Source organism: Bartonella sp. 1-1C, assembly GCF_002810325.1.
Classification (GTDB): Bacteria; Pseudomonadota; Alphaproteobacteria; order Rhizobiales; family Rhizobiaceae; genus Bartonella; species Bartonella rochalimae.
The window spans coordinates 888,076-909,857 of sequence record NZ_CP019489.1 but is presented as its reverse complement, the minus strand read 5'-3'; the positions used below and the strand labels follow the sequence as shown (position 1 = coordinate 909,857).

The 21,782-nt window shown below is 36.2% G+C and carries 22 protein-coding genes; 13 read left to right on the top strand and 9 right to left on the bottom strand.

Annotated features, from left to right (window positions below):
• Positions 1-263: 263 nt before the first annotated feature.
• The 6 genes from B11cv2_RS07080 (at position 264) to pssA (ending at position 6,638) form a co-directional block, all read left to right on the top strand.
• Positions 264-425 carry an SOS response-associated peptidase gene (locus tag B11cv2_RS07080; protein ID WP_148664925.1) on the top strand — a complete coding sequence of 54 codons (162 nt, stop codon included), beginning with the start codon at positions 264-266 and terminating at the stop codon, positions 423-425.
• Positions 426-753: 328 nt separating this feature from the next.
• Positions 754-2,262 carry a cysteine--tRNA ligase gene (gene cysS, locus B11cv2_RS04045; RefSeq protein WP_100693428.1) on the top strand — a complete coding sequence of 503 codons (1,509 nt, stop codon included), beginning with the start codon at positions 754-756 and terminating at the stop codon, positions 2,260-2,262.
• A gap of 50 nt (positions 2,263-2,312) precedes the next feature.
• Positions 2,313-2,981, top strand: a complete 669-nt coding sequence (locus B11cv2_RS04040; RefSeq protein WP_100693427.1) for a DUF421 domain-containing protein — start codon at positions 2,313-2,315, stop codon at positions 2,979-2,981.
• 124 nt (positions 2,982-3,105) lie between these two features.
• Complete coding sequence (locus tag B11cv2_RS04035) at positions 3,106-4,992, top strand: ABC transporter ATP-binding protein/permease (protein WP_100693426.1); 1,887 nt, start codon at positions 3,106-3,108, stop codon at positions 4,990-4,992.
• 108 nt (positions 4,993-5,100) lie between these two features.
• Positions 5,101-5,799: a phosphatidylserine decarboxylase gene (locus B11cv2_RS04030; RefSeq protein WP_100693425.1), complete on the top strand. Its 699-nt coding sequence runs from the start codon at positions 5,101-5,103 to the stop codon at positions 5,797-5,799.
• Positions 5,800-5,807: 8 nt separating this feature from the next.
• Positions 5,808-6,638 (top strand): CDP-diacylglycerol--serine O-phosphatidyltransferase, encoded by an 831-nt coding sequence (pssA, locus tag B11cv2_RS04025; RefSeq protein WP_100693424.1) that lies wholly within the window; start codon positions 5,808-5,810, stop codon positions 6,636-6,638.
• Between the two features lie 94 nt (positions 6,639-6,732).
• On the opposite strand, the gene B11cv2_RS04020 is transcribed toward pssA, so the two are convergent.
• The 9 genes from B11cv2_RS04020 to rpsF form a co-directional block, all read right to left on the bottom strand.
• Entirely contained in the window at positions 6,733-7,482 is a 750-nt protein-coding gene (locus B11cv2_RS04020; RefSeq protein WP_100693423.1) for an SDR family NAD(P)-dependent oxidoreductase, read from the bottom strand.
• Between the two features lie 2 nt (positions 7,483-7,484).
• Complete coding sequence (gene purF / locus B11cv2_RS04015) at positions 7,485-8,978, bottom strand: amidophosphoribosyltransferase (RefSeq protein WP_199570322.1); 1,494 nt, start codon at positions 8,976-8,978, stop codon at positions 7,485-7,487.
• A gap of 130 nt (positions 8,979-9,108) precedes the next feature.
• Positions 9,109-9,648, bottom strand: coding sequence for a CvpA family protein (locus B11cv2_RS04010; RefSeq protein WP_100693421.1), 540 nt, complete (start codon positions 9,646-9,648; stop codon positions 9,109-9,111).
• A 147-nt stretch (positions 9,649-9,795) separates the two neighbouring features.
• Positions 9,796-11,184, bottom strand: a complete 1,389-nt coding sequence (gene radA, locus B11cv2_RS04005) for a DNA repair protein RadA (protein ID WP_100693420.1) — start codon at positions 11,182-11,184, stop codon at positions 9,796-9,798.
• 6 nt (positions 11,185-11,190) lie between these two features.
• Positions 11,191-12,690, bottom strand: a complete 1,500-nt coding sequence (locus B11cv2_RS04000) for a replicative DNA helicase (RefSeq protein WP_100693419.1) — start codon at positions 12,688-12,690, stop codon at positions 11,191-11,193.
• Between the two features lie 111 nt (positions 12,691-12,801).
• Complete coding sequence (gene rplI, locus B11cv2_RS03995; protein ID WP_100693418.1) at positions 12,802-13,380, bottom strand: 50S ribosomal protein L9; 579 nt, start codon at positions 13,378-13,380, stop codon at positions 12,802-12,804.
• Between the two features lie 25 nt (positions 13,381-13,405).
• A complete protein-coding gene (locus B11cv2_RS03990; RefSeq protein ID WP_100693417.1) occupies positions 13,406-14,392 on the bottom strand; it encodes a hypothetical protein in 987 nt (328 codons plus the stop codon).
• Positions 14,393-14,546: 154 nt separating this feature from the next.
• Entirely contained in the window at positions 14,547-14,795 is a 249-nt protein-coding gene (gene rpsR, locus B11cv2_RS03985) for a 30S ribosomal protein S18 (RefSeq protein WP_100693955.1), read from the bottom strand.
• Positions 14,795-15,202 carry a 30S ribosomal protein S6 gene (rpsF, locus tag B11cv2_RS03980; RefSeq protein ID WP_100693416.1) on the bottom strand — a complete coding sequence of 136 codons (408 nt, stop codon included), beginning with the start codon at positions 15,200-15,202 and terminating at the stop codon, positions 14,795-14,797. The genes rpsR and rpsF overlap by 1 nt, the downstream gene beginning before the upstream one ends.
• A 384-nt stretch (positions 15,203-15,586) precedes the next feature.
• Here rpsF and B11cv2_RS03970 point away from each other — a divergent pair, with 384 nt between their 5' ends.
• From B11cv2_RS03970 to gmk, 7 genes are all read left to right on the top strand, one after another.
• The gene (locus B11cv2_RS03970; protein WP_100693415.1) at positions 15,587-16,165 is read left to right on the top strand and encodes an undecaprenyl-diphosphatase; all 579 of its coding nucleotides are present in this window, start codon (positions 15,587-15,589) and stop codon (positions 16,163-16,165) included.
• An 87-nt stretch (positions 16,166-16,252) separates the two neighbouring features.
• Positions 16,253-17,197, top strand: coding sequence for an ACP S-malonyltransferase (fabD, locus tag B11cv2_RS03965; protein ID WP_100693414.1), 945 nt, complete (start codon positions 16,253-16,255; stop codon positions 17,195-17,197).
• An 18-nt stretch (positions 17,198-17,215) separates the two neighbouring features.
• A complete protein-coding gene (gene fabG / locus B11cv2_RS03960; protein WP_100693413.1) occupies positions 17,216-17,953 on the top strand; it encodes a 3-oxoacyl-[acyl-carrier-protein] reductase in 738 nt (245 codons plus the stop codon).
• Between the two features lie 260 nt (positions 17,954-18,213).
• Entirely contained in the window at positions 18,214-18,450 is a 237-nt protein-coding gene (locus B11cv2_RS03955; protein WP_013544895.1) for an acyl carrier protein, read from the top strand.
• 105 nt (positions 18,451-18,555) lie between these two features.
• Positions 18,556-19,818, top strand: coding sequence for a beta-ketoacyl-ACP synthase II (gene fabF / locus B11cv2_RS03950; protein WP_100693412.1), 1,263 nt, complete (start codon positions 18,556-18,558; stop codon positions 19,816-19,818).
• Positions 19,819-19,923: 105 nt separating this feature from the next.
• Positions 19,924-21,027, top strand: coding sequence for an endolytic transglycosylase MltG (gene mltG / locus B11cv2_RS03945; protein WP_100693411.1), 1,104 nt, complete (start codon positions 19,924-19,926; stop codon positions 21,025-21,027).
• A 52-nt stretch (positions 21,028-21,079) separates the two neighbouring features.
• Positions 21,080-21,745: a guanylate kinase gene (gmk, locus tag B11cv2_RS03940; protein WP_100693410.1), complete on the top strand. Its 666-nt coding sequence runs from the start codon at positions 21,080-21,082 to the stop codon at positions 21,743-21,745.
• The last annotated feature ends 37 nt before the right edge of the window (positions 21,746-21,782 follow it).

The window sequence follows — 21,782 nt, the reverse complement described above, 5'->3', positions numbered from 1 at the left end:
TTTATTTTTTTTATGTAATCAATTTTCTTTTTCCATAAGATTACAGAGTATTTCTTGCGCATAATTCTATTTTGATGAAAATTATTATCTAATAGATAATGGCAGTTAACATTTGCTCATAACGAATAAAGTGACTTTTAATTATCAGTTAGATTTTTTGAATGTAAAAAATATGGTATGAAAAAGTCACAATTTTATTCATCGTAAGGATATTGGTTCTGCAGAGTTTATGGAAATCTAGAATGGTACAGATTTATTACTGATTGATACAGTTGCAATTATTACGTGGTCATGTGCTTCAATATTTATATTCCATTCATCATCGTATTCCTGTTATGGTAAATCGTGCTAGTATTGTGCGCTGGCTTGATTGTTTTCGTTATAAGGAAAATAATGTTATGGACCTTATGATAAGCCTAGTATGATGATTTCGAATTTTATCTCATTTCAAATCAAGTTAACAAGACGACCTATATGTTATCAGATATTTTTTAGGTTATATCTTTACCAAATCAAACAGTTAAATTATCCGATATTCAAAACAATCAACAGTTTGATTTATTTTAATTATTTGAGTATGCATAGTTAGTACGTTTATTAATGAGCATTTATTGCTATTTTTTTATTATATATGAAAATTGATGTTAGTAGTAGACGCAACAGGGCGAGATTTCTTTTCAAACAGTGCTATTAGTGCGTTGATGTAAACAATTTTAAGGAATGGCTAAGAAGTATCACTAATGGAGTGTGATGATGGGAGAATTGCGGTTTTATAATACGCTGACACGGAGAAAAGAAGATTTTATACCAATCGATGCTACTAAAGTACGCCTTTATGTTTGTGGTCCAACAGTTTACGATTACGCCCATATCGGTAATGCTCGTCCTGTTATTGTTTTTGACGTTTTATTTCGTTTGTTACGTCATGTTTACGGTGAAAACCATGTTATATATGTTCGTAATATCACTGATGTGGATGATAAAATTAATGCAAAAGCAGCTCTTCAGTATCCCGATCTAGAACTTAATGATGCTATTCATCAATTAACAGAACATACATCTTATCAATTTCAGCAAGATACATTGGCGCTTGGTTGCTTGCCGCCGACCAGTCAACCGCGCGCAACGGATCATTTGGAGGAAATACGGTTTTTGATTGAAAGGCTTCTTGAAAAGGGCCACGCTTATATAGCGGATAATCATATATTATTTTCTGTCGGTAGTATGGGAGATAACCCTCGTTATGGTATGTTTGCAAAACGATCACTTGACGAAATGAGAGCAGGGGCACGCATAGATGTAGCTTCTTATAAAAAGGGGGAAATGGATTTTGTTTTGTGGAAACCTTCTGCTCAAGGAGAACCAGGTTGGATATCACCAGCAGGAATTTCCGTTTTAGGTCGTCCTGGTTGGCATATTGAATGTTCAGCAATGTCGATGGCGAAGTTGTTATCTCCTTATGGAGGTGGTTTTATTTGTGAAGATCCGACGGCAAATATTTTTGATATTCACGGCGGTGGTATTGATTTGATTTTTCCTCATCATGAAAATGAAATTGCGCAAAGTTGTTCAGTTTTTGGGACAGAACGGATGGCTAATTTTTGGATGCATAATGGTTTTTTGCAAGTTGAAGGTAAAAAAATGTCTAAAAGTCTTGGGAATTTCATTACTATTCGTTCACTTTTAGAGAATGATTTTTTCGAGTTTGCAGACATTTTGTCAGCTGAAGTAAAACGGATCTGGGCTGGTTTATCTATACGTTTTTCGATGTTACAAACGCATTATCGAGAGCCTTTAAATTGGACAATGCAGCGTTTAGTACAGTCCAGTAGTGAGTTGTATCGCTGGTATGAATTGCTTCGTAGTGAAAGATGCTGTTTGGATGATAATCAAACTGTTGATTCTTCTTTAATTAAAACATTAAGTAATGATCTTAATACTTCAAATACAATTACTATTTTACGAAAATTTTATAAAGAGCACAATATTATAGCTCTTGCGCATGGTATGGATTTTCTGGGGTTATTGCGTCAGGAGTTGGTTAAGGAAAAAGAATGTCCACTCTTCGTTGGCAAAACGCATCTTAATTTACAATTTATTGATCAGCGTATTGCTGAAAGGCTTGCTCTTATCCATAATAAGGAGTGGGAAGCTGCGGATAAAATTCGTGGTGAGCTTGCAGCGGAGGGGATCTTTTTAAAAGATAGCAAGGATCCGCAGACTGGTGAGCGTATAACCACGTGGGAGATGAAACAATTCTAATTTCCATTTCCATATTCGAGTAGCTCTCATAAATATGAGGAGAGAGTTTTATGGAATTATATGGTTATGGATATATCACACTTAAGCTAGTTGTGGGTCTTATCGCTTTTTTGTTTATTTTAAGGACAACAGGTCGTGGTAGTCTCAGTCAAATTACACCAATTGATTTGGTAAGTAATTTTGTTATGGGAGGCATTATTGGAGGCGTTATTTATAATCCAAATATTAGTGGTATCCAATTATTGCTTGTTTTATTTATTTGGCAAATCTTAATTACATCTTTTAATTTTTTTGCACGATATTCAGTATTTTTTCATCGGCTTATTGCAGGAGGAAATACCAAACTTATTGTAGATGGTGTTTTTCAGCTTGATGAGATTAAGCGTTTAGGGATCAGTGTAAATGATTTGGCGACGATGCTAAGTATTAAAGGATGTCGCTTACATGAAGCAGATTTTGTTCGATTAGAGACGAATGGTGATTTTTCTGTTGTTAAAAAAGAAGAAGGTAAGAGGTCTGTTATTTTAGTAATAAATGGTGAAATACTTGAAGAAAATCTTAAAGAGATTGGTAAAACAAAGAAATGGCTTAAGACAAAGTTGAAAGAGAAGCGTGTAAAAATTGAGGATTTATTTGTTGCAGAGTGGTATGAGAATATAGATAAGAACAATAACTGTTCCAGTGGATTATTTCTTGTTCCTTTTCCAAGAACGGTTTAATTTAAATGATTTGTATTGTACAGTTTACTAGAGGTAGATAAAAGGTATGATATGATTTATTAAAGAGCAATATAAGAGCTTGTTCTTGTGCGTATTAAATGGGTAATAAAGAAGTCAAGATTTTATGAAACAAAATAGAATCATAAAAACAGTGTCAGCGGCTTCAGGTCAAACCCTACGCACACTTTATAATTTATGGCCTTATATGTGGCCATCAGATCGATCTGATCTAAAAATGCGCGTTGTATGGGCGGTATTTTACCTTATTTTAGCGAAGTTGATTCTCGTATTTGTTCCATATTTTTTCAAGTATGCTACGAATGCACTTGATATAGGGATTAAGATACCTGTGTGGTCTTCTTCATCGATTTGGGTAGTGCCTATCATGTTAGTTTTGGCCTATAATGTTGCGCGTATTGCTCAGGCTGGATTTAATCAATTGCGCGATTCCCTTTTTGCGACCGTTGGTCAGCACGCTATTCGCCAATTAGCATATAAGACTTTTGTTCATCTACATGAATTATCTTTGCGTTTCCATTTGGAACGAAAAACTGGTGGTCTTTCTCGCATTATTGAACGCGGTACAAAGGGAATTGAGGCCATTGTTCGATTTTCAATTCTTAATACAATACCAACTATTTTAGAATTTATTCTAACAGCATTTATTTTTTATATAAGTTATGGGTGGTATTATTTTCTTGTCATTATGATAACAGTTGGTTTGTATACTTGGTTTACGATTAAGGCAAGTGATTGGCGTATTAGTATTCGGAAAGAGATGAATACGGCAGATACAGAAGCCAATACACGTACAGTTGATTCTTTGTTGAATTTTGAAACAGTCAAATATTTTTGCAATGAAACTCTAGAAGCACGCCGATTTGATGATTCTATGGCTGGTTATGAAAAAACTGCAGTGAAGATTTGGACTTCTTTAAGCTGGCTTAATTTTGGTCAAGCCCTTATTTTTGGTATTGGGATGACAATTCTTATGTTAATGTCAGCTTACGAAGTAGCTTATGCGACGCAAACTTTGGGAGATTTCGTCTTTATTAATGCGCTGTTAATGCAGCTATCCATTCCATTGAATTTTATTGGCTCAATTTATCGTGAAGTTCGGCAGGGTTTAACCGATATTGAAGCAATGTTTGATCTTTTGGATGTTCCGCAAGAAATTATTGATAAACCAAATGCTAAGTCGCTTGTGGTGACTCACGGTACTATCCGGTTTGATCGAGTGAAATTTTCCTATGATTCAACTCGTCCAATTCTCAAAGATATTGATTTTGAAGTACCTGGAGGTAAAACTGTTGCAATCGTAGGCCCTTCAGGTGCGGGTAAATCAACTATTTCTCGATTACTTTTTCGATTTTACGATGTTAATGAGGGAGCAATAACCATAGATGGACAGGATATCCGTGATGTCACTCAAAAAAGTTTGCGTGAAGTGATTGGCATGGTGCCACAAGATACAGTTTTATTTAATGATACAATTGCATATAATATTTATTATGGACGCCCAAATGCTACAGATGCAGAGATGCGCAAAGCTGCTGAAATGGCACAGATATCGAAATTTATCGAGATGCTTCCAGAGGGATTCCAATCTTTAGTTGGTGAACGTGGTCTTAAATTATCTGGGGGTGAAAAACAACGCTTAGCTATTGCACGAACACTTTTAAAAGCACCGCCACTTCTTATTTTAGATGAAGCAACTTCAGCTCTTGATACAACGACAGAGCAGGAAATTCAGCAAGCATTGAATATTGTAAGCAGCGGGCGTACAACGTTGATTATTGCTCATCGTCTTTCAACTGTGGTTGGTGCAGATGAGATATTGGTGCTCAAAAATGGTCGTATTATTGAAAAAGGGACACATGCTGATCTTTTATGCAAAAAAGGTTTATATGCATCAATGTGGAATAAGCAGCTTGAGGCTTCACAAGCTGAAGAGAAATTACGAAAAATGCGTGAAGAGGATGAACTAGGTGTTGTTAATCGTGATAAATAAATTACATAAAATAGTAGCTGATTTTATGTATAATGATTGATTAAATATACAAATAGGGGGAAGAAAAATATTTATTAATTATTAAATTATCTATGAATAGGAAGTTATATGACTATTATAAAATCTATCCAAAATGGATTTGTCCCAATTCACAAAGAAGGTTATCCATTTATTGTAGCATTTTTTGTCGTTTCACTCATTTTAGGTTTAATCTGGAGTCCATTGTTTTGGTGTGGTCTTGTTCTAACAATGTGGTGTATATATTTTTTCCGTGATCCAGAGCGAGTGATACCTGTGAATTCGAATTGGGTTCTTTCTCCTGCTGATGGTCGTATTTCTTTTGTTGAGCCATGTGTTCCGCCTGCAGAGCTGGGATTAGGCGATCAAGAAATGATACGTGTTTCTGTGTTTATGAATATTTTTGCATGTCATATCAATCGTGTTCCTATGAGTGGGACAATAGAATCTATCGTTTATCGTCCGGGTAAATTTTCTAATGCTGAATTTGATAAAGCTAGTCAATTTAATGAATGTAATGGAATGGTGATTGATAGTGAACATGGAAAAATTGGTGTCGTTCAGATAGCAGGATTGATTGCCCGCCGAATTGTTTGTTGGCAAAAAACAGATGATTCAATTATTGCTGGACAACGTTTTGGATTAATTCGTTTTGGTTCTCGTCTTGATGTTTATATGCCAGCTAATGTAAAGTTGCGTGTTGCAGTTGGTCAGATAGCAATTGCGGGGGAAACAGTTTTAGGTTCTTTTGGTGATGATGTTGCTGTAAGTGACTTTAGGCTTGATTAGGATGAGACATGAAAAATTCTTCACCGTTTTCTTCATTTGAACCTGAAAGACAAAGTGGTGATATTGCTCATCGGCGGCGTTCACCTATACCGATGCGGTATATTATACCTAATATTATTACTATTTTAGCAATTTGCGCGGGAATGAATGGTATTCGTTTGGCTTTTGAGAATCGCTATGAATCAGCCATTTTGGTAGTACTTTTAGCAGCAATTTTAGATGGAGCTGATGGTCGTGTTGCTCGTTTGATGGATGGTACTTCATCTTTTGGAGCACAGATGGATTCACTTGCTGACGTTATTAATTTTGGTGTTACTCCTGCTCTTGTTGTTTATTCTTTTATATTGACCCAGGCTCATCAGGTCGGTTGGGTAGCTGCGCTTGTTTACTGTGTTGCGTGTTGCTTGCGGTTAGCTCGTTTTAATGTGATGCTAGATGATTCTGATATACCAGAATGGCAGAGGAATTATTTTATTGGTGTTCCTGCACCAGCAGGCGCATTAATGCTTTTATTACCTGTTTATTTAGGGGGAGTAGGTTTAGTCCCCAATTGGGGATGGGCTTTATTCTTTAGTTTTTATACTGTGATTATTGCTTTTCTCTTAGTAAGTCGTTTACCAGTATGGAGTGGAAAAACAATAGGTAATAATTTGAGGCGAGATATTGTCATACCATGTATGCTAGTTATTGTTATTTATGTTGGTTTTCTGGCTACTTATATGTGGTATACTTTATTAATAACAGTTTTTGGTTATATGACTTTTCTTCCCTATAGCGCTTGGACTTATAGTAAAAGAGCTGCTTTAGAAGGAAAAATCAAAAACATTATAGGTAGCTAATGAATAATTAGAGAATTCTATAATTAGCTATAAAAAAGTAAAGTATTTATTTTAGAAAACTTGTAATTAGTTTTGTAGTATATTCAGATTACGGTTAATCAGGAATATGATAGTTCATAAATCGTTTTTTACGAACATCAAAAAGTTTTCCTGTTTCTTTTAAGTGAGGTGATGAGAGATAGGCTATTTCTGCTGCAACTTCTTGTGGAGAAGGTAAGGTTTGAGGATCTTCATCAGGAAGAGCTTGTGCGCGCATTGTAGTACGTGTTGCGCCTGGGTTAACGCAATTAACTTTAATAGATGTTTGTTTGAGTTCTTCTGCCCAGCAACGAGCAAGAAGTTCTAGGGCTGCTTTAGAAGCGGCATAAGATCCCCAAGAAGCGCGTGCGCAATGAGCAACACTTGATGACAGAAGGATAGCGCGTCCAGCATTAGATTTGCGCAATAAAGGTTCAACTGCTTTCATTAAACGCCATTGACTGGTAAGATTTATTTGCAAAATCTCTTCAAACATTGCATTTTCGGTATGAGCTATTGGTGAAAGAGTCCCTAGGATTGCAGCGTTTGCAACTAAAATGTCAAGTTTCTTCCAACATTTGTCAATTGATACATTTAGTTCATCAATCACTTCCATATTACGCAAATCGAATGATACTAACGTTGCAGAACCACCTTTTTTTTTAATTTCATTATTAAGCGTTTTTAAACCGCTTAGTGTTCGTGCAAGTGCAATAATATGAGCGCCGCGTTTTGCTAGCTCTAATGCTAGATGATAACCAATTCCTTTAGAGGCTCCTGTGACAAGGGCAACACATCCAGTGAGATGAAAATCAGATTTTATCATTATTAATTTCTTGTTTTAAGGACAGACAATTTATGAACTATTGGAGTACTTTTTTGATCAGTAAGATGTGTAGGATAATGACCAGTGAAATAATGATCAGTAAATTGTGGATTAGAATTATTTCGTTTTTCTCCTATAACAGCAAGATATAGGCCATCAGTTGAAAGAAAGTCTAATGAATCAGCACCAATAAAATTGCACATGGATTGTAGGTTTGGATATTGATTGGCTAAAAGATTCTCAATTGTAGGTGTATCGATACCATAAAAATCAGGATATAAAATCATTGGGCTGGAAACACGCATATGAACTTCTTTTGCTCCTGCATTGCGGAGCATTCTTACAATCTTTACAGATGTTGTTCCACGTACAATTGAGTCGTCGATTAAAATAACACGCTTTCCTTCAATAATAGAACGGTTTGCAGAATGCTTTAATTTAACACCGAAAGCACGAATTTGTTGAGTTGGTTCAATAAAAGTACGACCAACATAATGATTACGAATAATGCCTAACTCAAAAGGAATTCCAATTTCTTGTGCGTAACCAATTGCTGCAGGTGTACCTCCATCAGGAACAGGAACCACAACATCACCATCGCAAGGTGCTTCTCGTGCTAAATGTATACCCATATTTTTTCGCACTACGTAGACACTTCGTCCTCCGACAATTGAATCAGGACGAGCAAAATAGACATATTCAAAAAGACAAAGCCTTTCTGGTTTCTCTATTTCTGGTTTAATAGTTTTTGTAGTGATTTGACCATCTTTTTGTATTTCACATATAATGATTTCACCATTTTTAACATCACGAATATATTTCGCTCCAATAATATCAAGAGCACAGGTTTCTGAACAAAAGATTGGTTTGCCATCAAGCTCACCCATAACAAGTGGTCTAATGCCTGTTGGATCACGTGCGGCAATTAGTTTAGTACGTGTTAATGCTAACATAGCATATCCACCTTCTACTTGCCGAATAGCATCAACAAAGCGGTCGGATGATGATTCATGGCGTGAGCGAGCAATAAGGTGGAGAAAGACTTCAGAATCTGATGTTGATTGACAGATAGCACCAGAGGCAATTAATTCGCGGCGTAATGTGAGGCCATTTGTTAGATTGCCGTTATGAGCAATAGCAATGCCTCCAGCATTTAATTCTGCAAAAAGAGGCTGTACATTGCGTAATGCTACTTCACCTGTGGTTGAATAGCGGGTATGTCCAATAGCACGATCTCCTGGTAGGCGAGCTAATGTTGCGGAATCTGTATAGTGATCACCTACAAGACCTAAATGTTTTTCTTGGTGAAACATCTTGTTATGATAAGAAACAATCCCTGCAGCTTCTTGTCCACGATGCTGTAACGCATGTAGCCCAAGAGCTGTCAGTGTCGCTGCTTCTTCATGTCCAAGGATACCAAATACCCCACATTCTTCATGAAGTGTATCGTCATCTAACGAAAATTCCTGACAAGAGACGTCGATTTTTGTCATCATATTCTTTCAGTTATGACGTAAGAAATAGCCGATATCATAGACTCCATATGATTTAAAGCTCATTCTTAATAAAACCATTTCTTATTCTGTGAATAAGAGCATCGTTAATTCGTCTAATAATATTTGTAATTTAATTATCTGCAGTGTCGTCTTTTTTAAAGAATTTTTCTATTATTTCAAAGGTATAATCAAGATCTTTTGGCATCATTTCTGCTATTTTTTTACTCAGTGAATCTAACATAGGTTTTGTTTGTGCATTTTTTAGCCAATCGGATTGTTGTTCAGGTTTAACAAGTGCATTAATAAGCATTATGCTGATGACAGCGATCAATAAGCCACGAAATGCTCCGAAAATAAATCCAACGGTGCGATCAAGTGCGCCAATTCGACTATCAATAATAAAATCAGCAATTTTCATAGTGATGATAGAAGTAATGACAAGAACAGTGATAAAAATCATGAAAAATGTGATAACCAATGCTATCATTTTATTAGAGAGATATTGTTCAGTGAAGGGTAATATAATTTTAAATGAATAAAATGTTGAAACTGCTGCAATTATCCAAGAAATGAATGATAACACTTCACGTGAGAAACCACGAAGCATGGCTAGAAAAGAAGAAAATAGGATAACTACTACGACAATACCGTCTAGAATTGTTACACTCATTTTTTGATTCCTTATATGTGCGTTGCATTTCGTTATAATCAGTATAAAAATGTACAGAAATATATTTTTGATTTTTGGTTATGTCGATTTTCTATTTTTATATCAAGAATCTTTTGTGTTTTATAGAATTTTCTCTTTAATTATTTTTCATGGTATAGAGCGTTTTTTATCTGAAGTAATAGCTGCAATCAATTCAGGAAGATCGGAGAATGTGTGTTGTTGAAAGTTTTGTGATTTTATTGTTTCGGTTGTTGCTATAGGTTGAAAGGCTCCTTGAAACCCTAGCTTTTTTGCTTCTTTAATGCGTTGTCCTGAATGGGCAACAGAACGAATTGCTCCTGAGAGACTGACTTCACCAAAATACACATAGTGAGTTGGAAGAGGAATATTTGCAAGAGAAGATACCAAAGCTGCTGCAACTGCTAAATCGGCTGCAGGTTCTGATATTCGGTAACCACCTGCAACATTAAGATAGACATCATGTTGTCCAAAGCGGATACCACAATGAGCTTCCAATACGGCTAGAATCATTGAAAGACGATTCCCATCCCATCCCACGACGGCACGTCGTGGCATACCAAGTGAAGAGGGAGCAACAAGAGCTTGAATTTCTACTAATATAGGGCGTGTACCTTCCATTCCTGCAAAAACCGCAGCTCCTGGTGCTTTTTCATTACGCTCACCTAAGAATAATTCAGATGGATTAGAAATTTCTCGTAATCCTTTGTCAGACATTTCAAAGACGCCAATTTCGTCCGTTGGTCCAAAACGGTTTTTTATAGTCCTTAAAATTCGATAATGATGTCCACCTTCACCTTCAAAATAAAAAACACCGTCAACCATATGTTCAACAACACGAGGTCCAGCAATTTGTCCATCTTTTGTGACGTGACCAACTAGAACAACAGAAACTCCTGTGTTTTTTGCAAAATGGATCATCGCTTGAGCACTGATGCGGACTTGTGTCACGGTTCCAGGCGCTGAATCTGCTAGATTTGACCACAAAGTTTGAATGGAATCAACGATGACCATATCAAGTTTTTCATGTGCATTTAAAGTTGCCAGAATATCTTCAACATTAGTTTCAGCAGCGAGTTGAACTGCCGTATCTGTAGCATTAAGTCTTTGTGCACGTAAACGAATTTGTGTAATAGCTTCTTCACCTGAGACATAGATGACATTGTACCCTTTTTGCGATAAGGCTGCTGCTGTTTGTGTTAGCAATGTTGATTTTCCTATGCCTGGATCGCCAGCAATCAGTAATGCTGATCCACGAACAAAACCACCGCCGGTAACACGATCAAGCTCAGCAATGCCGGAATGGATACGCGGAACATTTTCAATATTTCCAGAAAGAGATGTAAGTGTAACTATATGACCTTTACGAATATTTTTAGGAGGGCCACTTCCTACACCGCTATTTGTACCTTCTTCAGTGAGAGAATTCCAATTTCCACAGGAGTGACATTTTCCAGCCCAACGTGAATGGACGGTGCCACAATTTTGGCAAATAAATTGAAGACGATTACGTACCATAATGGTTTAACCATATTGTTCTGGAAGATAATTACTGTCTGCCAGATCACTGAAACGTGTGAAATCAGCTTGGAAAGAGAGTTTGACTATGCCTGTTGGTCCATGGCGTTGCTTTGCTACGATAATATCAGCTTTCCCAAAAACTTCATCCATTGATGCTTGCCATTTTAAATGTTCTGGACCTCCTATCTTAGGCTCCTCATTTTTAAGATAATACTCTTCACGATATACAAAAATAACAACATCAGCATCTTGCTCAATTGAACCAGATTCACGTAAGTCTGATAGTTGTGGACGTTTATCTGTCCGATTTTCGACTTGGCGTGAAAGCTGTGAAAGAGCAATAATGGGAACATTAAGTTCTTTAGCTAAAGCCTTCAATCCTGTGGTGATTTCTGTAATTTCTTGAACGCGACTTTCGGATGAGCGTCTCGAATTGCTTGTCATTAACTGTATGTAGTCAATAATCAAAACATCCAAACCATGTTGTCGCTTGAGGCGACGTGCACGTGCAGCTAATTGTGTGATCGATATGCCACCCGTTTGGTCGATATAAAGTGGAACTTTTTGTAGGCGATTCATTATGCGTAATAATTTTGCAAATTGTTCTTCTGAGATATTGCCTCGACGAATGTTAGAAGAAGAGACTTCTATTTGCTCAGAAATAATACGTGTTGCAAGTTGTTCTGATGACATTTCAAGCGAAAAGAATCCGACAATTCCTCCCTCATTTTCTGGCGATGATTCTTTTTTTGTATTACAGTTATAAGTATTAGCAATATTGAAGGCAATATTGGTAGCAAGAGCAGTTTTTCCCATACCAGGACGTCCAGCAATGATAATTAAATCCGAAGGCTGTAATCCTCCCATTTGTTCATCAAGCTTTTTTATGTGAGTAGCAATACCTGATAATCGTGAAGATCGCTTTTTTGCTATTCCCGCCATATCAATAGCTTTTTTAATAGCTTCATCAAAACTCTCAAATCCACCACCATATTTCCCCTTTTCTGCTAGCTGAAATAAATCACGTTCGATTTTTTCAATTTGTTGAATTGGTGTAAATTCTAAAGGGGCATCAAATGAGTTATTGACAACTTCATTTCCAAGATTAATCAAGGAACGTCGGATAAAAAGGTCATAAATTACTCGTCCATAATCTTCAGCATTAATAATTGTTACTGCTTCTTTAGCTAAACGAATAACATAATTAAATACAGTAATATCTCCAATTTTTTCTTCAGCTGGAATAAACGGTTTGATAGTGACAGGGGTTGCTAGTTTTCCTTTTTTGATAATTTGTGATACAATCTCAAAGAGTTGTTGATGTAATTGTTGGAAAAAATGTTCTGATTTTAAAAAATCTGACACGCGATCAAGTGCATCATTATTAATAAGAATCGCGCCAAGCAATGCTTGTTCAGCTTCAATATTATGTGGCATCTGCCGAAAAGAGGTGGATTCTTCTTTTTGCTGAGGAATCAGATTAGAGATGCCGGTTTCTTCCATAACAATCTTCCTATTAATAATATTTAGCCTTTCGACTAAATATTATCATGATATACCAATTTTAATGGGAAAGAAGAAAAAACAAACAGTTAAGTAAGAAAAAAATGTTCATTAACTGAGACTTTCTTCATTAAGATTGTTTTTTTCATGGTTATCAGTTTCTTTTGTTAATGGTTGCTCTTGAGTACCATATATTGCTTCAGTAGAAGTTAGATTTTCACCTGCTTCTTGACGCTGCGCTTCACTAGTTGAGCGTGCGATATTAATTGTTACAGAAACTTGAATTTCGGGGTGTAAGCTGAGAGAAATGGTATGAAGACCGATGGTTTTAATAGGATGATTAAGTTCAATTTGGTTACGTTCAATCGAAAAGCCATTCTCTGTTATAATATCAGCAATATTACGTGTTGATACGGAGCCATAAAGCTGTCCTGTTTCACCAGCTGAACGGATAATAATAAATGATTTTCCATCAAGTTTTTCAGAAATTTTTTTAGCTTCGTTTTTGCGTTCAAGATTACGAGCTTCAAGTTGTGCGCGTTGTGTTTCAAAGTGCTTTTTGTTGATTTCATTAGCACGTAAAGCTTTACCTTGAGGTAATAGAAAATTACGTGCATAGCCATTCTTAACTGAGACAATATCGCCAATCTGACCAAGATGAGTGATGCGTTCAAGCAAAATGATATCCATAGTTTTTCCTTTCGAATTAAATCAATTAGTGAGATTTGTGTGATTGGCTGTTATATTGAATGGTTGCCCAAATACCCATAAGCAGAAGCATAAAAGAAATAGGTACAGTAAAAATAACAGTTAAAATAGCAATGTATACAAAAGATAATATTATTATTCGGCCACTTATTTCTTTTGTAATATTATGGAGATATGCTAGACCACTAACTGATATGATAACTGTATAGGCAGTAATAAAAACATTTGCGCTTAAATTTAAAATAGAACTAATTTCAATCATTGCAGCTATAAAAGCAAAAATGAAAATAACAAGTCCCCAAATTGGAAGGCGAAAATTTTGTTTCCAATCATCACGAGGTCTTTTCAGCCAATCTATATGACGTGCTATTATCATTGAAAAGTAAAGATTCGCAATAAAAAACAATAAACTATAAACGGTTAATACTACTGCTGTTAGAGTTGCTGTATGTGTCATTACAAGTTCAGTAAAAGAAAGAATATTAGTTTCGTTTATAGACTGCGATTGTCGCATAGTCTGTACTATATTCTCGGTAATTTGCTTTGCAATAATAGGAGAAGCCGGATGATTTTGGACATAAATTCCAATAAAGGTTGATATACAGGCAATAAAATTTGTTAAAAGAAAAATGATTGATGGTAAGGGATACCATATCAATGAATTTTCTTCTTGTATTGTTTGTACTGGTTGTGCAAACCCAAGGAGCCAAGAAGCATAAACAGCAGGAAGAAAAAACAACAACATAAAACTAAAACCAATATAAATATTATTGGTTATGGAAAGAACAAAAGTTGCGCTAATTAAAGCAACAAGACTAGGTAATGTGCCATATCTAAATGCTGTGATAAAAATTGGAAGCGAAATAAAACAACCTAAAAAAAGAGAACAATAGGGAATAATATTTGAAACACTGATGATTGCCATCCCTATGACAGCAGTAAACAATCCTGCTAAAACACCGATTATTGTTTTATAAGAATAGGAATCTTCCATTGATCGCTGTCCTGCCTTTTGCAGTTAGAGGTATAGAATACCCCAACTTTTTTGGATATATTATATGTATTATAATTAAAATACGTTTTTTAAAATATTAAAGAAAAAGAATAATTGGCCAGAAAAAATTCTGGCTACATAATTAAATTAAAATTTATTTGATAACATATGGAAGTAAGCCAAGAAAACGAGCGCGCTTAATAGCATTCGCCAACTCACGTTGTTTTTTCTGACTAACAGCTGTGATGCGCGAAGGAATAATTTTTCCACGCTCTGAAATATAACGCTGTAACAGCTTGATATCTTTATAATCAATTTTAGGAGCATTTGCACCAGAAAATGGACATGTTTTACGGCGGTGATGAAAAGGACGACGTACCGAAGTTTGGTGAATATCTGTCATCATGCTATTCCTCCTGTTGGATTTTCATGTTGACGGTGTAGATTTTGAGCTTTCTCTTCATTTTGATTAGAGAAGCCATCACGGTTGAGGCTTGAAAGTGCTGTCGATTGCTCTTTTTCGTGTTTTTCTACACGGACAGTCATGTAACGTAGAATATCCTCATTAATGCGCATTTGACGCTCAAGTTCAGCAATTGTTGATGCTGGAGCGTCAATATTTACCAATACATAATAAGCTTTACGATTTTTGCGGATTCGGTAAGCAAGAGAACGAAGACCCCAATTCTCTATACGCCCAACTTTTCCACCATTTGCTTCGATAACGCCTTTGTAAGTTTCTAAAAGCTCATCAATTTGCTGCGGTGCAATATCTTGTCGGGCAAGAAATATGTGTTCATAAAGAGCCATTATTTTGCCTTTCTTCAATTAAATTCTACCAGTTTTGGCGCAAAGCCTCTGCGACTTGTCTTTATTGGAAAATCCAAAGAAGAAAGGACGCGTTTGCATTCGAGACACTCGAGAGCGGAGACACAGGAGGCCGGAATTATTATATTCCCACTGGTTTTTCCCAGCCCTCCGTTCAACCCCCAGCCAAATACCGGTAATGAACATTGAATACTTACAGCTTATCTTTAAAAATAGCAAGTTGATGTTTACAAAAAATATCATTTATTGAATCTTGGGATATTTTTTATATATTTCGCGTTTCGCTTTAACTCTATCATATTACTGTTTTTTTAGTAGACAATGATATAATAGAGAGGAAGATAATGATATAAAAGTGAGATAAGAATGAACATTTTACACCAGATTGATCTAGCACTTTTCGAAATGCTTGCTAATAATGATCAAACGGAGTTGGTTTTTGTTTGGTTTGGTATCATTTGTGCAAAGTTTTTGATTTATATTATTCCTATACATCTTTGTGTATTATGGTTTTGTGGTGGATGTATGGAAAGGCGTATTGCCTTAAGTATTGGTATTAGTATTTGTGTTGCTCTTATTATAGGCTATATTATTTCTCTTATTTATTATCGTCCACGTCCATTTGTTGTAGATTTTATGCGACCTCTTATTAAGCATCAGGAAACAGCTTCTTTTCCAAGTAATCATGCATTAGTTATTGTGTCTTACTTTGTTAATCTTTATTTGTATAGATACAAAATTGCTTCTAAGTTTGCATTGATATTTTTGTTATTAATTTGTTGGGGACGTGTTTTTACAGGTGTACACTATCCTTTTGATGTTTTGGCTGGTGTGATTTTAGGAAGCTTTGTAAGTTGGTTTATTATTCGGTTTGTTGCATCATATTTTCCTAAATTTCTATATCAAATTCCACCTTTGAAATATAATTTTCATATAGGTACTTAATTCTGAATTAAGTTGATTTGTTGTAATTTATGTTTATTGAATTGGTTGAAAAGAAGATAAATCTAAAATTTAATTTTGGAGATGATGATGGTAGCAGCATTCACTTTCCCAGGGCAGGGAAGCCAAGTTGTTGGTATGGGAAAAGTACTTGCAGAGCAATTTATTGAAGCACGCATGGTTTTTGAGGAAATTGATGATGCTTTAGGTGAAAAATTATCACAAATTATTTTTGAAGGACCAGAAGAGGCTTTGACGTTAACGGCAAATGCACAGCCAGCATTGATGGCCGTGTCTATGGCAATTATTCGTGTCATGGAAAAGTTGGGATTTGATATAGTAAAGAAGGTGAAATTTGTTGCTGGCCATTCTTTAGGAGAATATTCCGCACTTTGTGCTGCTGGTACATTTAGTTTAGCTGATACAGCAAAACTTTTACGGATTCGCGGAAATGCTATGCAAACAGCTGTTGCTGTTGGTGAGGGTGCAATGGCAGCAATTATTGGTTTGAATGAGCAAGATGTTGAAGAAATTTGCAAGTTCGTTTTAGGAAAGGGAGTCTGTCAAATCGCTAATGATAATGGGGGTGGACAGATTGTTATTTCAGGTGAAGCCAGAGCTGTCGAGTCAGCGATCAAGATCGCTTCACAAAAAGGAGCTAAACGTACATTGCTTCTTTCTGTATCAGCGCCGTTTCATTCAGTTTTGATGAGTTCTGCTGCTGATGCGATGAAAGACGCCCTTAGAGCTGTTAATAAAAAAGCACCTATTGTTCCGCTTGTTGCAAATGTTTCTGTTACACCAGAAAGTGATCCGGAACGTATTCTTATGCTTCTTGTTCAACAGGTCACTGGGCGGGTGCGATGGCGTGAAACAATCGAATGGTTTGGAGCTAATAAGGTTGATGTTCTTTTTGAAGTCGGCTCTGGAAAAGTATTAACAGGTTTAGCGCGCCGTATTAATAAGGATATTAATGGTTTGACAATTGGTACGGCTGAGGAAATTGAATCAGCATTACAAGTGCTAGGTGTTTAATCTTAAGGAGTCTAAAAAATGTTTAAATTAACAGGTCGTAAAGCTCTTGTAACGGGAGCATCAGGGGATATTGGCGAAGCAATTACTCGTGCTTTACATGATCAAGGAGTTATTGTTGGATTGCATGGAACGCGTGAAGGAAGACTCAAAGAAATTGCTGTAGATCTTGGTAAAGACACTTTTGTTTTCCCTGCCAATCTTTCTAACCGTGATGCTGTCAAACAATTGGCTAAAACAGCAGAAAAAGAGATGGATGGAATTGATATTCTTGTTAACAATGCTGGTATTACTCGAGATGGTCTGTTTGTACGTATGCAGGACCAGGATTGGGATGATGTATTGGCAGTGAATTTGACAGCTGCATTTACTTTAACACGTGAGCTAACATATAATATGATGCGGCGGCGTTATGGACGTATTATTAATATAACTTCTATTGTTGGTGTTGTTGGTAATCTTGGACAAACGAATTATTGTGCTGCGAAAGCTGGTTTAATAGGCTTTTCCAAGTCATTGGCACAAGAAGTTGCATCGCGAAATATAACAGTTAACTGTATTGCTCCAGGATTTATTCAATCCGCGATGACTGATCAATTGAATGAAAAGCAGAAAGAAAAAATTATGGCTACAATTCCAATGAAACGTATGGGAATAGGGCAAGAAATAGCTTCTGCAGTTGTTTATTTAGCGAGTGATGAGGCAGGATATGTGACTGGACAAACAATACATGTAAATGGTGGTATGGCAATGATTTGAGTATTTGCTGTATTCTACATTGATTTATAACCATTATTATTTTAGATAACGACAAATGAAATAAAACAATAAGTTTATTTCTTTAAGTATGGTAATTGTTCGACTGATCAGGGTATCAATTTAGTACATTTAAGAGGAGATATCAACAGAATGTCCTATATGTTATCACTAAAGTTTTGGAGCAATGCATCTATTACTTGATTATATGAACTTATATCGCTAACCAAGTACAGGAAAACAACATAATTCGAGGATTCAATATGAGTGATACAGAAGAGCGCGTTAGAAAGATTATCGTAGAGCATCTCGGAGTTGACGCAGATAAGGTCGTAGAAAATGCAAGCTTCATCGATGATTTAGGAGCAGATAGCCTTGATACGGTTGAACTTGTGATGGCTTTTGAAGAAGAGTTTGGTATAGAAATTCCGGATGATGCTGCTGAGACAATCTTCACAGTTGGTGACGCAGTGAAGTTTATTGATAAAGCTTCTGTATAATTTTATTTAAAGGGCAAAAGTATTTTATGCTTTTGCCTTATTTTCTAGTTTAGGGCATATTTTGACAATATGGTTTCTAGAGGTGGGTGGTTCAAGGTTAGAAACATGAGACGTGTTGTTGTTACTGGTTTGGGATTAGTATCTCCGCTTGCTAGCGATGTTGAATGGAGTTGGAGGCGGCTCCTTGAAGGAAAAAGTGGTATTCGACGCATCACTGAGTTTGAGGTTGCTGATTTATCATGTCAAATTGCTGGCCGTATTCCTTTAGGAGATGGTGCAAATGGTACATATAATGCTGATTTACATATGGATCCTAAGGACCAGCGTAAGGTTGATGCATTTATTACTTATGCAATAGCTGCTACTGATCAAGCACTTGCAGATGCTGAATGGTTTCCCAAAAGTGATGAAGAGCAGATACAGACAGGCGTTATGATTGGTTCTGGTATTGGTGGCGTTGAGGGTATTGTTGAGGCTGGTTATACACTTCGTGATAAAGGTCCACGGCGAATTTCTCCTTTTTTTATTCCAGGGCGTTTGATTAATCTTGCTTCTGGTTATGTTTCTATCAAATATGGTCTACGTGGTCCTAATCATTCGGTTGTAACAGCTTGTTCGACCGGTGCTCATGCAATTGGTGATGCAACTCGTTTAATTGCATTAGGTGACGCAGATGTGATGGTAGCAGGGGGGGCTGAATCTCCAGTTAATCGTATATCTCTGGCTGGTTTTGCGGCCTGTAAAGCTCTTTCTACTGGGTATAATGATGAACCTGAGCGTGCATCGCGTCCTTATGATGCCGATCGTGATGGTTTTATTATGGGTGAGGGAGCTGCTGTTGTTGTTTTGGAAGAGCTTGAACATGCAAAAAAGCGGGGGGCTCGCATTTATGCAGAAGTGATTGGTTATGGTTTGTCTGGTGATGCTTATCATATCACAGCTCCTTCGGAGAGTGGTGAAGGTGCGCAGCGTAGTATGATATTGGCTCTTAAGCGCGCGCAAGTGAATGTGAGCGATATTGATTATATTAATGCTCATGGTACATCAACGATGGCTGATGTTATAGAGCTAGCTGCTGTTGAGCGTGTTTTAGGTCATCATGCGTTGAAGGTATCAATGTCATCAACTAAATCATCTATTGGGCATTTACTTGGAGCAGCTGGTGCAGCTGAGGCTGTTTTTTGTATTTTAGCTATACGAGATAACATAGCTCCGGCAACACTTAATCTCGATAATCCATCTGTTAAAACAAAAATTGATCTTGTACCGCATACGCCACGTGAGAGAAAAATTGATATAGTTCTTTCTAATTCATTTGGTTTTGGTGGAACGAATGCATCTTTAGTAATGCGGCGTTTTAGTGAATAAATAAGTAGTTTCGTTTGTTATGGCTGTTTTGATAAGCTTTTTGATTATAAGATTTAAGTGAGAAATTGTGAGTAAAATACCTGAAATTATTAAGGTTAGTAAGTTATGTTTGATGTAAAAAGTAAGTCATCATTGAAGAATATAGATGACTTTTCATTAAGTTATCTGCCAAATAATAATGGATTGTTACATCAAAAACGGAAAAGATCGCATATTTTGCGCAATCCGTTTATTATTCTAGGTAATTTTTTTCTAACGCTTATTGTGGTTGTTCTTTTAGTTGTTGGTATTCCTCTCTATATTGTAAAGAACATTTTTGAGGGTAAAGGGATTTCTGAGAAAGAACAAGTTATTCTTATTGATTCTGGAAAAGGAATTCGTGAAATTGCATCATTGCTTGAAAAACGTAGTCTTATTCGATCATCTGATATTTTTATTTATGGGGTTGGTTATTACCAAAACACAACTCGTCTTAAAGCTGGTGAATATTTAATTCCAGCGTATGCTTCGATGCATGATATTATGAATATTCTTGTAAAAGGAAAGTCTGTTGAACATACTTTTACAGTGCCTGAGGGTTTAACGGTGCAACAAGTATTTGACCGGTTATCAGCCAATGAAATTTTGATTGGTGATCTTCCAGAAGTTTTACCTCCAGAAGGCAGTTTGGTGACGGATACTGTTCATTTTATTCGTGGCACAACGCGCGTCGAAATTATAAAAAGGTTATGTGAAGAACAAAAAAAATTAATTAATGCAATATGGGCTACTCGTTCACCAGATTTACCCATAAAGTCTATTGATGAATTTGTTATACTGGCATCAATTGTTGAAAAAGAAACAGGGATTGCAGCAGAGAGACCGCAAGTGGCTGCAGTATTTTATAATCGTCTTGCTAAAGGTATGCGTCTTCAATCTGATCCAACAGTAATTTATGGTATTTTTGGTGGAAAAGGTAAACCTGTAAATCGTCCAATTTATAAGTCAGATATTGAGAGAGAAACACCATATAATACTTATAAAATTGATGGGTTGCCACCAACAGCTATTGCAAATCCAGGTCGCGATTCTTTAAAGGCAGTAGCAAGTTTTCCGAAAAGTGATGCACTTTATTTTGTTGCCGATGGTTCAGGTAGGCATATTTTTTCTAAAACTTTGGAGGAACATAATGCAAACGTTCGTAAATGGCGGGCGTTAGAAAAACGGTAAACCTTCTTAAATTTAGAATTCATATTTAGAAAATTTTGAAAAGAGTAACATTATGACATTATTTGATAATGAATTGAGTACTCAAAAAAAAAATAAACGTCGCGGTTTTCTATTTATTCTTTCTTCTCCTTCAGGTGCTGGCAAATCAACAATTTCGCGGTTAATTCTAAAAGATCAACAGCTAGAGCTTTCTATTAGTATGACAACGCGGGCAAGGCGCCCTAGTGAAGTAGATGGTGTTCATTATCATTTTATTTCAAAAAAAGAATTTGAACGTAAATGTGCAGGAGACGAGTTTATTGAATGGGCAGAAGTTCATGGGAATTATTATGGAACTTTACGTGAAAGTGTTGAAAATGCATTGAGCGCTGGTCGGGATATGTTGTTTGATATTGATTATCAGGGGACTGAACAACTTCAAAAAAAAATGCTGGGTGATACTGTTTCTGTTTTTATTCTTCCTCCATCAATGAAGGAGCTTGTTGCTCGTTTACATCGTCGAGCAGAAGATAGCCAAGACATTATTAATTTGCGATTAAACAATGCAAGAACAGAAATTCAGCAATGGCGCTCTTACGATTATGTTGTAATTAATGAAGATTTGAATCAGTCGTTATTGCTTATTAAATCGATTTATTTAGCAGAAACAATGAAACGTACACGCTGTCGTTTTCTTGAAGGTTTCATTGATGAGCTTATTGCTGAAAAAATTGATTAATATGCTTATCATTTTAAGAGAATCTTTAAATTAACAA

Bases quoted from the DNA above. Each gene is read 5' to 3' on its own strand.
- gmk (WP_100693410.1), top strand. From the start codon at position 21,080: ATGACATTATTTGATAATGAATTGAGTACTCAAAAAAAAAATAAACGT.
- purF (WP_199570322.1), bottom strand. From the start codon at position 8,978: ATGATGACAAAAATCGACGTCTCTTGTCAGGAATTTTCGTTAGATGAC.
- B11cv2_RS04030 (WP_100693425.1), top strand. From the start codon at position 5,101: ATGACTATTATAAAATCTATCCAAAATGGATTTGTCCCAATTCACAAA.
- pssA (WP_100693424.1), top strand. From the start codon at position 5,808: ATGAAAAATTCTTCACCGTTTTCTTCATTTGAACCTGAAAGACAAAGT.
- B11cv2_RS04035 (WP_100693426.1), top strand. From the start codon at position 3,106: ATGAAACAAAATAGAATCATAAAAACAGTGTCAGCGGCTTCAGGTCAA.
- fabG (WP_100693413.1), top strand. From the start codon at position 17,216: ATGTTTAAATTAACAGGTCGTAAAGCTCTTGTAACGGGAGCATCAGGG.
- rplI (WP_100693418.1), bottom strand. From the start codon at position 13,380: ATGGATATCATTTTGCTTGAACGCATCACTCATCTTGGTCAGATTGGC.
- fabF (WP_100693412.1), top strand. From the start codon at position 18,556: ATGAGACGTGTTGTTGTTACTGGTTTGGGATTAGTATCTCCGCTTGCT.
- fabD (WP_100693414.1), top strand. From the start codon at position 16,253: ATGGTAGCAGCATTCACTTTCCCAGGGCAGGGAAGCCAAGTTGTTGGT.
- mltG (WP_100693411.1), top strand. From the start codon at position 19,924: ATGTTTGATGTAAAAAGTAAGTCATCATTGAAGAATATAGATGACTTT.
- B11cv2_RS04040 (WP_100693427.1), top strand. From the start codon at position 2,313: ATGGAATTATATGGTTATGGATATATCACACTTAAGCTAGTTGTGGGT.
- B11cv2_RS03955 (WP_013544895.1), top strand. From the start codon at position 18,214: ATGAGTGATACAGAAGAGCGCGTTAGAAAGATTATCGTAGAGCATCTC.
- radA (WP_100693420.1), bottom strand. From the start codon at position 11,184: ATGGTACGTAATCGTCTTCAATTTATTTGCCAAAATTGTGGCACCGTC.
- B11cv2_RS04000 (WP_100693419.1), bottom strand. From the start codon at position 12,690: ATGGAAGAAACCGGCATCTCTAATCTGATTCCTCAGCAAAAAGAAGAA.
- rpsF (WP_100693416.1), bottom strand. From the start codon at position 15,202: ATGGCTCTTTATGAACACATATTTCTTGCCCGACAAGATATTGCACCG.
- cysS (WP_100693428.1), top strand. From the start codon at position 754: ATGGGAGAATTGCGGTTTTATAATACGCTGACACGGAGAAAAGAAGAT.
- rpsR (WP_100693955.1), bottom strand. From the start codon at position 14,795: ATGACAGATATTCACCAAACTTCGGTACGTCGTCCTTTTCATCACCGC.
- B11cv2_RS04010 (WP_100693421.1), bottom strand. From the start codon at position 9,648: ATGAGTGTAACAATTCTAGACGGTATTGTCGTAGTAGTTATCCTATTT.
- B11cv2_RS03990 (WP_100693417.1), bottom strand. From the start codon at position 14,392: ATGGAAGATTCCTATTCTTATAAAACAATAATCGGTGTTTTAGCAGGA.
- B11cv2_RS03970 (WP_100693415.1), top strand. From the start codon at position 15,587: ATGAACATTTTACACCAGATTGATCTAGCACTTTTCGAAATGCTTGCT.
- B11cv2_RS04020 (WP_100693423.1), bottom strand. From the start codon at position 7,482: ATGATAAAATCTGATTTTCATCTCACTGGATGTGTTGCCCTTGTCACA.